The sequence below is a fragment of the Caldibacillus thermoamylovorans genome (assembly GCF_000751775.1).
Lineage (GTDB): Bacteria > Bacillota > Bacilli > Bacillales > Caldibacillaceae > Caldifermentibacillus > Caldifermentibacillus hisashii.
This window is the reverse complement of sequence record NZ_CCRF01000047.1, coordinates 40,433-51,737: the sequence shown is the minus strand read 5'-3', so window position 1 is coordinate 51,737 and position 11,305 is coordinate 40,433. Positions and strand designations below refer to the sequence as shown.

Here is an 11,305-nt window from a genome sequence, read left to right as displayed (position 1 = left end):
TTGATTCTATAAATTTATTGATATATTTGAATCTCAGAAAAGTCTCGAGTTCACTATGTAGTGAACTTTAAAACTAAAGAAACTGGACCTCTAGTATATAATCCTTTTTCTTCATACGAAAAAGACTCGTCCAACTCAATGTTTTTAAAACTGTCTAAAATAATATTTGCTACAAGTTCTAATTGCATAAGCGCTAAGGAAGCCCCTACACAAGTATGTGTTCCATACCCAAATGCTAGATTTTGTGAGTGACTAGTGAAAGCTTTATTATCTTCAATGCTTCTATAAATATCAAATTTATCTGGATTTGAAAAGGCTTTAGGATCCCTATTAGCAGCACCAATCATATTTATAATTACTGCATTTTTAGGAATCAAAACTCCTTTGATAGTCACTTCTCTAGAAACTTGTCTAGGAATAAATTGAACTGGAGGTTTAAAACGCAATGTTTCATTAATAGCATTCTTCAAAAGCTTGCGATTATTTTTTACATCCTCGAATTGTTTTGGATTTTGAAGTAGATTGTAAAATAGCAAAGCTAAAGTTTTATCGACAGGTTCAGTTGCAGCCAATAAAATATTCAATGTTAGGGCAAGAATCTCCTGAGAAGTCATTTTTATGCCATTAAATTCTGAACGTTGTAGTATAGATATTAAATCGTTTCCAGAAGAGTCTTTTTTACTTTCTATGATTGGAAGTAAATATTTTTCTAACTGTTCACTGCACCAAAAGCAATACTCAATTTCTTCATCAGAGAGATTGAAAGAAGTAATAAATTTTGCTATGCCTTTGTGCCATTCGGCAATTTGCTCTTGATCCTTTTTATCTAAGCCCAACATATCCATTGTTGATTGAACAGCAAATATCTTGCCAAAATCATTTACTAAGTCTATTTTTCCACGATTAAGATAAGGTTTTAAGACTTCAATAGCATTTTGTTTGAATAAAGAAAGTAATCGTTTGAGATTTTCACCTGTGAGCCCTTTCATTATCATTTTCTTTTTTTCTTTATGCTCTTTTCCAGTCATTTGGGCTAAAACTCTATCACGCATAACTGGTTGAGCTCGTTTCGCTAACGTTTTAGTAGTAAATATTTCTTCATTTTCTAAAACATATTTTACATCTTCATAATTACTAACAAAATAACAGTCAATAGATTCTTCATAAAAAACAGGCTCTTGTGTTCTAAAATAAGGGAAAAACTTGTAAGGATCTTTTGAGTAAGCTTCTGAAAAAATACTTATTTTACTTTGTTGCAGCATATATAAAACTCCTTTCAAATATTAATTAATTTGTTTCAAGATGATATAGCCTTGGTTGTCACTCATCTTAATATAAAATTCTGAATTTTTTATTTTCTCTCCTAATTTCCATGGTCTATGATATGCAAGCACGGACTCTTTATAGCCTAGAATTGAAGCACCTGATAGAAAGAAAGGTAGTTCTGCTAATACGTATTTTACAGCGTGAAATAACATATTATCTGTAATTTCTATATCTTCCATATTTAAAGACTTCGCTCGGCTAGAAAGTGCATCATGAGACATTGCCAAACAAGATTTCCTAAATTTTTCATCTTTTTCAAAGTAATAAATTACGTTTTGATAAACTTCATTATAAATTTTGTTGTTTTTAAAATCTGAAAAAGTATATATATCAATCTCTCTACCATTTTTCCTTAATGCTTCTTCGCTAAAACGGAAATGACGTCTGATTTCCTTTCTGACTTTTCTTTCCGCTTTTGTTGTAGGAGTTCCGAGGGCTTCAAGTAAGTTCTTAGCTTCATCTCCAGCTAATAAAACGGTCACATTTTTGAAATTTTTTGATGACCAATCAATAAGTTGGTGAATATAGTTTTGTGAAAACTTACTGTTAAAGGGACTGATACCTAAAAGTATGTGAGTCTTATTCTTATAAATTTTCTCACAATTTCTAGATAGTGGAACAACATAGAACAAATCTTTAATAACTTGTTGCATTTAAAAACCCCTTTCCCCAATTATAATTAACCAGTTAATATTAACCGATTAATATTAACTGGTTAACGATAATATAACACACCCCAAAAATATTGTCAAACATTATCGAATTGAACAAATTATTATTCGAACCCCCTTGACAACACACGAAAATTCCTTTAGTATTATTGTTAACCGGTTAACAATAAGATAGAAAGCACTAAAGGGAAAGTTTTAAAAGCATCCATCACAAGAATTCATCACAACTAGAGAATCGATCAGAAGAACTGAATCGAGTGATAATAAGAATGTATTGTTTGGCGTTTCATGGATATTGACACAATTTCACATTGTTGTTTATCTAACCCGTTGATGAATATAGTTTTGGGAAAACTTATTGTTAGAGGGACTGATACCTAAGAGCATGTGAGTCTTATTCTTATAAATTTCCTCGCAATTTCTAGATGGTGGAACAACATGGAACAAATCTTTTAATAACTTGTTGCATTAAAAAAACTCCTTTCCCTAACTATGATTAATAAGTTAACATTAAACATTTAACATAATATAACACAACTCAAAAACATTATTGAGTTATGCGAATTATCATTTAAATATTTTTCCTTTATTTCTTGACAACACGTAAAAATTCCCTTACCATTATTGTTAACTGGTTAACTATCGTAAGGAGGATAAAAATGGAAAGCACTAAAAAGAAAGTTCTAAAAGCATTACAAGAATTCATCACAACTAGAGAATCGATCAGAAGAACTGAATCGAGTAATAATAAGAACGTATTGTTCGGTGTTTCATGGACATTGACACAATTTCACATTGTTGCCCTTCTGAAAGAAAATGAATTAATGAATAATACAACCTTAGCTAAAGAACTTAATATATCTAAACCAGCGGTAACTAAAGCAACAAAAAAATTACTGGAGAAAGGTATTATTAAGGAAAAACAAAATGAAGGAAATAAAAAAGAAATTTTCTATGTTTTAACTGAAAAAGGGGAAACAATGGCCGCAATTCATGAGAAGCTGCATAAGGAGGCTGAAGAACAATATTTATCACTTTTAGATAACTTCAATAAGGAACAACTTGAAACAATCATATTATTTTTAAATACGCTTACTAATCATTTGAAAAATGAAAATATGAAGTAGGAGGGAAGAGCTTTGGATAAAGCCCTTCAACAAAAAAGCAAAGTTCTGGTTCTTCTCCTAAGTATTTCAGCTTTTTTTGCGTCATTAAATCAAAATATTTATTCCCCTTTGATTCCTCTTATTCGAGATACTTTTGACACAACGATTTTTTGGGTGGATTTAACAGTTAGTGGTTTTATCTTTATTATTTCTATCATGCAAGTAATATTAGGAACATTTATTGATTCTGCTAATCAAAAAAAGTTAATGATCACTAGTCTTTTGATTACAAGTATCTCAACCTTATTTTGTGCATTTACAACAAATTTTATGGTATTTTTTGTTGCACGAATGTTTCAAGCCATCGGTACAGGAATGATTCCGTTGATTGCAGTGAATGTCATTGCATATTTATTTGAAGGGGCAGAACGGGGCGATGCAATGGGAACATATCAAATCTTATTGACATTAGCCCCCGCACTTGCGCCGATCTTGGGAGGATTCATTGGACAATACTACAATTATTCAGGTGTATTTTTATTTCTATTTGTCATTTCAATGACATTGTTGATTTTTTTAGGATACAAACTTCCAACATTAAATAGTAAACAATTATCCGATAATAAAAATAAAGCTCAAACACTTCTAAAATATCAAATTTTATGGGCAAATAAAAAAGGCATGAGTGTTATCGGAATTGGTTTTTTCGTCTTTCTGGTATATTTTTCAATATTGACATATTTACCTGTTTTATTGCACGATCACTATCAAATATCTTTACAGATTATCGGATTATTATATTTGCCTTTGACAATTAGTATGATTATAGGTAGTACCCTATTTAAAAAGTTACAAAGAAGATTTAATTCAGAAAAGTTATATCGTGCAATTTTATACTTAATGCCATTTTTCATTATATTATTTGGTTTAATGATGAAAAAGAACATTATCATATTAAGTATTATTTTATTCATTTATGGTGTTTTACTAGGATTCTCTCCACCATTATTTTCAACAATCATTAGTAGTCAATATACAAATGAAAAAGGATTGGCATTAGGAATATTTAATTTTGTACGATATTGTGGAATGGCAATAGGAGCAGGAATTGTCGGAATTAGCTTTCTGAGTTCCTCTTCCTTATTTCTTATTCTAGGAATCGTGTTTTTAGTGATTTCGTTCATGATTAATCAGATTTTAAAATAAAAAATGGTTTCTTCATCCTTTATTTACAATGGTTCTATGTCAATTGTTGGGGTGCACTTGATGTGAAGTGCACCTCTTTTATATGTATGAAAGTTAAATAAGTGAGCATAATACCTTATTTCTAAGTCGTTGAAAGTTGCGAATACCATAAGACATTCGTTTAATGACTTTCATTTTATTGTTAATCCCTTCTAAATAACCGTTAGTGTAGGGATAAATAAACGAATTGATGATTTCTTTCTCCCAGCTTTTAAAGGTTCGTTTCATGTACTGATATTCGTCCAGTCCTGATTCGTCAATCGCTTGATACAGTTGTTCTAAGTTCAACCTTACATTGCGTTCATTGCTTTGTGTCATCCATTTTTTAAAGACTTCTTTCACTTGGTAAGCTTTCTTTAAATCGGGGGACAACTCTAAATAATATTGCAGGAGCTCCTGTTCTCTTGTGGTTAACTTCTCTTTCGGTTTATGTAAGAGAAAACGTAACTTTTTCATCGATTTTCGATCTTTGTCTTGGAACGACTTTTGTACTCTCTTTCGTACTCGTTCAAGTGCCCAGAAGTTATGACGAGCATAATGGAATTTGTCCACGATGATAATTGGATTTTGAAAGAGTTGTTGAGCCAATATTTTATACGGCTGCCACATATCCATGACCACCATTTGAACACGATGAGTCGGTAAAGAACGAAAATAATCTTTTAGCGTGGACAACTTACGGTCTTGAATCACATCAAATACCTTGAAGCCTCGAGGGTCTCCGATGACACATTGATATTTTCCTTTTTCGGTTGTCCCCTTTTTTTAACCACTGAAACATCCAAGTTATATGTGAGGAGTCCTATTTTTCGTTATTATGAATTTTGGCTTCTCAATTCAACACGACGGATTTTTCCTGAATCTGTTTTTGGTAAAGATTGAACAAATTCAACTAATCTTGGGTATTTGTAAGGTGCAGTAAGTTGTTTAACATGATCTTGAAGTTCTCTAACTAAATGTTTACCGGCTTCAATTCCGTCTTTAAGAACAACAAAAGCTTTCACCACATTTCCCCGAATCGGATCGGGATGGGCAACAACCGCACATTCTTTTACAAATTGATGTTTCATTAACGCATCTTCCACTTCAAAAGGTCCAATTGTATATCCGGAACTAATGATCATATCATCGCTTCTTCCGACAAACCAATAATAATTATCCTCATCTTTATAGGCAAGATCTCCGGTTACAAAATAATTCCCTTTAAAAGCTTTTTCAGTTCTTTCGAGATCTTCGTAGTATTTGACAAAAAGTGCCGGGAAATCTTTTCGTAAGGCAATATTCCCTTTTTCACCTACTTTTACCGGCTTCCCATCTTCATCAACAATCTCCACAAATTCCGGCATAATCGGTTTACCCATTGATCCCGGTCTGATTTCCATTCCTTTTACGGTTCCGATGACAAGCGTACTTTCTGTTTGACCATAGCCATCACGAACCATGATATTAAATTGATTTTGGAAGATATCGATGACTTCCCGATTTAATGCTTCTCCGGCTGAAACGGCACTTTGTAAATGGGATAAATGATATTTCGATAAATCATGGACTTTTGCCATTAGTCGATATTCTGTTGGCGTACAGCAGAGAACATTCACTTTTTCTTGATCCAGTATTTTTAAATAGGTTTCCGGATTAAACCTGCCTAAATATACCAGCCCGGTCGCCCCCATGCCAAGTACAGAAAGGAAAGGACTCCACACCCACTTTTGCCAACCGGGGCCTGCAGTCGCCCAAACAATATCCCCTTCATGAATATCGAGCCATTGTGTCGCGGCAATCCGTAAATGTGCATATGCCCAACCATGTACGTGAACAACTCCTTTTGGTTGTCCGGTTGTTCCGGAAGTATACGTAATTAATGCATAGTCATCCCTTGAAGTTTCTACCTTTTTAAAAATTTCTGATTCATTTTCAGCAAGTTCTTCCATTTGCTTCCAACCGGGTACTGACTCTGAAAAAGTAATTTTATATTGTAAATTGGTCGCTTCATTTGTTATTTTGTCGATTTCTTCACAAAATGAAAAATAAGAAATGATTGCTTTCACTTTCCCATTATTCAGCCGAAAAAGAATATCTTGCGCCCGAAGTAACTCAGAACCCGGGATGATAACAAGACCGGCCTTCCAACAAGCAAAATAAATAATATAGGTCTCAATCATCCGCGGGACCATGATAAAAACACGGTCGCCCTTTTTTAAGCCTAATTTTTTTAAGGCATTTGCAAGTTTGTTGCCCCGTGCAATGAACTCTTCATAAGAAATTTCTTTCCGATCGCCATTTTGACTAATAAATTTCAAAGCAATTTTACTCGATTTATGTTTTTCAATTTCATCAATAATATTATATTTTGTAGGCGCAATTAAACTTTTCAATGTAATTGACTTGTTTTCCACCATTATTAATCACACTTTCTATTTAAATTAAATCGAATATGTATATTATACCTCAACATATTACTAAATGTTAGTACTAGGTAATAAATTTTTTCAAAAAAATTTTTCCAAATAAAGAAAACTCGGCGATTGCCGAGCCTTTAGGCGGTGGCAAAGCCGTAGTTCACCGAAAAAATATAAAATTTTTTCGGCTGCGATGTATTCCAGTGAAGCTTTCCTTATGCACTTATACTTAATTCTTAAAATTTCCCACTACGTCGAATTCGCTTCTTTTCTGGAAATTTATACTTTCTTAACGTATAAAGAAACTCGGGGGTCCGAGCTTTAGGTGAGAGAAGAGCACAGTTCAACGAAAAAATACCCTGGTTTTTCGATTCCGATAAAACGCTTCGTTGCTTTCCTTGTGCACTTTTCCTTCATTCTTTTAATTTCCCGTACCAAGCAAATTCTCTCTTTTGCTGGAAATTTATACATTCTTCATGTAAAACAAAAGGAGTCTGACCCCACATGATATCATTTTAAGGTTTATCACCATTGTACCGTGTTGGAAGTGAGTGTCAGACAGAACCAAATAGTATTATCAATAAATTTTCGTTATTCCTCTTCCCCATCTACAAGAAAATCCGGGTTTAATTCTTCAAACTCCTCATCGTCAATATCGAGATCCCAATCGTCATCTTCAAAATCTTCATCACTTAATCGGACAACTACTTTCGTTTCACCAATCAATTCGACTAAAAATTCGCGTTCGACCGTAACAACCAGTTTATTCCCATTCGGTGAAATGACTGCTTCGACACAATTCGGTTGTTGAAGTACTTGTACATTGACTTCTTTATCGGCAATGGTTTTGTCATCTTTATATTTTAATTTGATGACATCTTTGTATTCGACCCGATCAGTTGCAACATCCGTTTTCGTATTATCATTGCAGGAATACCAGCAGTTAATATCATAATGTCCACTTACTTCCACAGTTTTTCCGACTTTCTCCGCTTTATATGCATGGTTGATAATCCATGCACCAAGGATACTGGACGGAGCATGGTTTGGTCGGATTGTATGATTGGAAGTGGTATTTTTTCGCCCTTTCGCAACGACCGCTTTTGTAATAATCTCTCTTGTATTTCCCATGCGAGCGTAACCTCCTCAAGTTTTATCACTTCATCCTATGCGGGACAAAAAACCAGTGTGCGTAAATTTTCTTGGAAGTTCGTTTTCAAGGAAAATGACTAAAGGAAGAGAGGTTGGCAATTGTCTACCGGCAGTCGATACGAAGCAGATAAAATGATTAACGGAAGATTGAGTTTACACTGTTACGGGTGATCTTCGTTTTCCTTATTTCCGGTTATTTTTATTAAATGGGTTTCAGGCCTTGCTCCCAATCGTAACGGTAATTGCGTCGTTCCATATCCGTTGCTTATTAATAAGGTTGTTTCTTGTCCTTGATACAATTTCCCCTTTGGATATAGACCAAGCCCAAATAAACGGATTTGTCCTCCATGGGTATGACCGCTTAACAACAAAGAAATACGATGTTCTTTTTTTACATCATTCCAAATTTCCGGATTATGGCAAATAACAATTTTAAACGATTCCTTGTCTACAGGTTCTAAAACACTCTTCAAACAAATGTCCTGATATTTTATTTCACCGATCCCAATGATATATAATTTTTCCCCTTTATCTGATTGAAGCACTCGATAATCATTTTCTAAAACAGTGACAAAATTTTTATGGAAGATTTCCATCAATTTTGTTCGGTTCTTCTCATAGTCATTATTTCCCCAAATAAAGTAGATGGGGGCTATTTCATTTAGTCGCCGTAAGTTTTCTTCCGTTCTCGTATAGGGAACTCCTTTTTCTGTTAAATCACCGCCAATGATGACAAGATCAGCTTTCCCCTTAACTTGATCAATGATTTTTTCACTGATAAGACGTCGATGGATATCAGATATGAAAAAAATGTTGATTTCGCCAAAGGAAACGGGGAACGAAGGAAAAGATAACTTGTGTTTAATCATATGATTTTCTTGAGCGACTTTCCACATATACCAAAGGAAAAGAACCGGTAAAACGATAATAATAATCAATAAAATTTCCATAATATGTCTCCTAAAAAAGGCCTACCTCTGGAAGATAGACCCTTAATCGTTTATGTGTTTAACAGGATGGAAATATCCTTTTTATGATAAGTCTTGTGACATGACTGCTTTTTCACTCCGGACTTGTGCGCCTGTTTTACCTTGCAACAAGTCACCGTCAGTCGACAGAATAATTTCATTTGTAACTGTATTGGCAATTGTATTTGAAACCATTTGTAAAAGTTCATTTACTTCATATTGTGACTCTTTAAATTCCTGCACAATCGGAATTTCATCAATTTCCTTTTCCAGCGCTTCTATTTTTTCTTCGACTTGTTTCAAAGCTTTGATTTTTCCATAGTTTTGGAAGTTAACTGCTTGTTTTTGTAAACTTTTTATGCTGTTAATTTTTTCCCTAACCTTTTGATTTTCATTAATCTTTGCTTCCGCCCGCTTAAAAAAATTCACTTCTTCTGTCTCGGCGATCATTTTAGCCAGTTCCCTTGCTTTATCAATGATTTCCGTCTTTGTATATTTCCCCATTGTTTTAGCTCACCTCGATTTTTTCCTCAACCACCATTTCCCCGTTTAATGTCCATGTTTTTGCTTCCGTAATTTTTACTTTTACAATTTGACCGATGGCCGATTTTGGTCCGACAAAATTGACCAGTTTGTTTCTTCGCGTGTAACCGCTGAGTACTTCCGGATTGTTTTTCGATTCACCTTCAACAAGTACTTCGACGGTTTGCCCTTCCATTGCTTTCATTTTTTGTGCAGAAATTTCGTTCACTAAATCATTTAATCGTTGTAACCGTTCTTTCTTCACTTCCATCGGGACATTGTCCTTCATTTTTGCCGCAGGTGTTCCTTCCCGAGGTGAGTAAATGAAAGTGAAAGCTGAATCAAATCCCACTTCACGGTACAAGGATAACGTTTCTTCAAATTGTTCATCCGTCTCATTCGGGAAACCGACAATAATATCCGTTGTCAAGGCAACATCCGGTATGGCCGCTTTAATTTTGCGCACCAATTCCAAATAAGATTCCCGGGTATATTTCCGTCCCATAATTTTCAGCATGGAACTGGAACCGGATTGAACCGGAAGATGAATATGTTCAACAAGATTGCCGCGTTTTGCCAATACTTCAATTAAATGATCATCGAAATCACGCGGATGGCTGGTTGTGAAGCGAATTCGCGGTATATCAATTTTCCGCAGATCATCCATTAAATCACCGAAGCGATAATCGATATCTTCAAAATCTTTTCCATATGCGTTCACGTTTTGGCCAAGTAAAGTAATTTCTTTATACCCTTGGGCAGCTAAATGACGAACTTCTTCGATAATATCTTCCGGACGGCGGCTTCTTTCTTTCCCGCGTGTGTATGGAACAATACAATATGTACAGAATTTATCACAGCCGTACATAATGTTAACCCAAGCTTTAATGTTACCTTTCCGTGCCTTAGGAAGACTTTCAATAATATCGCCTTCTTTTGACCAAACTTCAACAACCATTTCTTTAGCCATATAAGCCTCATGTAAAATCTGCGGCAAACGATGGATATTGTGGGTACCGAAAATCATATCGACATGTTGATGTTTTTGCAAAATCCTGTTGACGACTGATTCTTCTTGTGCCATACACCCGCAAACCCCGAGAAGAAGATCCGGTTTTTCTTGTTTTAATGATTTTAAATGACCCAGTTCGCCAAACACTTTATTTTCGGCATTTTCCCGAATCGCGCAAGTATTGAGTAAAATGACATCGGCATCCTCGGTTGTATCGGTCGGTTCATAGCCTAATTCCATGAAAATTCCGGCCATTACTTCGGTATCATGTTCATTCATTTGACAACCATACGTACGGATATAAAATTTTCGACCTTCCCCCATTCCTTTTAATGGTTCCGGCACGTCAAAATCTTTAAAATAACCTACATTTCCTTTTGTTCGTTTCCTTGCATCCTTTAGGGAAGGCGGCATGTAGACAGTTTGAAAATATTTACTATAATCTTTTTCTCCGGCAGCGGATTTTTTGTCCGTTGGAGAAGCTTGTTTCACTTGTTGACTTTGTAACCGTTGTTGTTCGTTCATAATTAAACTCCTTTCAAGACCATAAAAACAAATCATATTCTTGCCACATCTGTTAAAACACATCTCTATTCAATTTATCATTATAAACGTTTATAAAGCAATTAACAATAAGATATAGTATGTAATGGGTGGTTATATGAAGACATGGAAGTTCCATAAAATAATCAAAACTCGGATAAGGTGAGATAAACTAAAGAAAACTCGTGCGTTCGAGCCGTGGGTTCACCGAAAAAATATAAAATTTTTTCTGCTGCGATGTATTCCCGCGAAGCTTTCCTTGTACACTTATGCGTAAGAAAAGTAGAAATTGAAACATTAGACAAAAATAGTCTGATTGCGTTAAACAACCAGACTTTTGTAAAAGGACCTTTTATAAATT

At 34.5% G+C, this 11,305-nt stretch carries 10 protein-coding genes and 1 pseudogene; 2 read left to right on the top strand and 9 right to left on the bottom strand.

Features of this window, described 5'->3' with window-relative positions; all coding sequences use genetic code 11:
• Window positions 1-53: 53 nt before the first annotated feature.
• The 3 genes from BT1A1_RS08255 to BT1A1_RS19660 all read right to left on the bottom strand — a co-directional run bounded on the left by BT1A1_RS08255 (window position 54) and on the right by BT1A1_RS19660 (window position 2,444).
• Window positions 54-1,262 carry a cytochrome P450, cyclodipeptide synthase-associated gene (locus tag BT1A1_RS08255; protein ID WP_034769956.1) on the bottom strand — a complete coding sequence of 403 codons (1,209 nt, stop codon included), beginning with the start codon at window positions 1,260-1,262 and terminating at the stop codon, window positions 54-56.
• Window positions 1,263-1,283: 21 nt separating this feature from the next.
• Window positions 1,284-1,979, bottom strand: a complete 696-nt coding sequence (locus tag BT1A1_RS08250) for a tRNA-dependent cyclodipeptide synthase (RefSeq protein WP_034769955.1) — start codon at window positions 1,977-1,979, stop codon at window positions 1,284-1,286.
• A 336-nt stretch (window positions 1,980-2,315) separates the two neighbouring features.
• Window positions 2,316-2,444, bottom strand: a complete 129-nt coding sequence (locus tag BT1A1_RS19660) for a tRNA-dependent cyclodipeptide synthase (RefSeq protein ID WP_081912311.1) — start codon at window positions 2,442-2,444, stop codon at window positions 2,316-2,318.
• 212 nt (window positions 2,445-2,656) lie between these two features.
• Between BT1A1_RS19660 and BT1A1_RS08245 the strand changes: the two genes are divergently transcribed.
• A complete protein-coding gene (locus BT1A1_RS08245) occupies window positions 2,657-3,124 on the top strand; it encodes a MarR family transcriptional regulator (protein WP_034769954.1) in 468 nt (155 codons plus the stop codon).
• Window positions 3,125-3,136: 12 nt separating this feature from the next.
• Complete coding sequence (locus tag BT1A1_RS08240; protein WP_034769953.1) at window positions 3,137-4,309, top strand: MFS transporter; 1,173 nt, start codon at window positions 3,137-3,139, stop codon at window positions 4,307-4,309.
• A 93-nt stretch (window positions 4,310-4,402) separates the two neighbouring features.
• Here BT1A1_RS08240 and BT1A1_RS08235 read toward each other — a convergent pair.
• The 6 genes and pseudogenes from BT1A1_RS08235 to miaB all read right to left on the bottom strand — a co-directional run.
• Window positions 4,403-5,083 (bottom strand): annotated as a pseudogene (locus tag BT1A1_RS08235) (ISL3 family transposase); the annotation flags it as partial.
• 80 nt (window positions 5,084-5,163) lie between these two features.
• Window positions 5,164-6,729, bottom strand: coding sequence for an acyl-CoA synthetase MbcS (gene mbcS / locus BT1A1_RS08230; protein WP_156103205.1), 1,566 nt, complete (start codon window positions 6,727-6,729; stop codon window positions 5,164-5,166).
• Between the two features lie 609 nt (window positions 6,730-7,338).
• The gene (gene cotE, locus BT1A1_RS08225) at window positions 7,339-7,878 is read right to left on the bottom strand and encodes an outer spore coat protein CotE (RefSeq protein ID WP_034769951.1); all 540 of its coding nucleotides are present in this window, start codon (window positions 7,876-7,878) and stop codon (window positions 7,339-7,341) included.
• A gap of 182 nt (window positions 7,879-8,060) precedes the next feature.
• Window positions 8,061-8,849, bottom strand: a complete 789-nt coding sequence (locus BT1A1_RS08220; protein ID WP_231553315.1) for a metallophosphoesterase — start codon at window positions 8,847-8,849, stop codon at window positions 8,061-8,063.
• 81 nt (window positions 8,850-8,930) lie between these two features.
• On the bottom strand, window positions 8,931-9,371 hold the full coding sequence (locus BT1A1_RS08215) for a YlbF/YmcA family competence regulator (RefSeq protein WP_034769950.1): 441 nt from the start codon (window positions 9,369-9,371) through the stop codon (window positions 8,931-8,933).
• A 4-nt stretch (window positions 9,372-9,375) separates the two neighbouring features.
• Window positions 9,376-10,926 carry a tRNA (N6-isopentenyl adenosine(37)-C2)-methylthiotransferase MiaB gene (gene miaB / locus BT1A1_RS08210; protein ID WP_034769948.1) on the bottom strand — a complete coding sequence of 517 codons (1,551 nt, stop codon included), beginning with the start codon at window positions 10,924-10,926 and terminating at the stop codon, window positions 9,376-9,378.
• Window positions 10,927-11,305 lie beyond the last annotated feature (379 nt).